Below are 565 nucleotides of genomic sequence, written 5' to 3'. Positions count from 1 at the left end.
CTTAGTACTTCGCGACGACCGGGCCACCCCAGTTGAAGTGGTAGTTGACGCCAACCTTCACAGTGTGGAGGTCGTCCTTGTAGGACAGCGCGCCAAGGCCAGCGTTGGTGACAACGTTGGTGGTGTCGAAGTTGTAGTACTGGTACTCAACCTTCGCCGACCAGGCCGGGGCGAACATGTATTCGAGACCGCCACCGACGGTGTAGCCGGTCGAGTTGCGATCGGTCACAGCCGGCAGGAAGCCAGCGGTTGCAGCCAGGCCGCTGTCGTCACGGAACGCGACACCGCCCTTGGCGTAGATCAGGCCCGGACCCCAGGTGTAGCCGAGGCGGCCGGTAACCGAAGCGAGCCAGTCGGAACGATCACGGATCGAGTCAACGCCGACAGTGAAGCGGCGATCGTTGTTCGACAGGCCCGAGATTTGGCCTTCGATACCGACAACCCAGTTCGGAGCGAACTGGTAGTCAGCGCCGATCTGGCCACCGCCGAGGAACGCAGCGTCGCGGCTCGAACCAGTCAGGCCGACGATGTTGGTTGCGAACCCGTCGTCACCACCGAAAGCGGC

1 protein-coding gene is annotated in these 565 nt (G+C 62.8%); it reads right to left on the bottom strand.

Annotation, left to right across the window (positions count from 1 at the left end; translation table 11 throughout):
* Window position 1: 1 nt before the first annotated feature.
* Window positions 2-565, bottom strand: a 564-nt coding sequence (locus AC1Q67_RS25425) for an outer membrane protein (protein ID WP_492238098.1), incomplete at its 5' end; no start/stop codon positions are given.

The sequence above is a fragment of the Afipia sp. GW823-FHT06G09 genome (genome assembly GCF_058794875.1).
The sequence above is the reverse complement of the archived record's forward strand: the minus strand, read 5'-3'. Positions and strand labels throughout refer to the sequence as shown.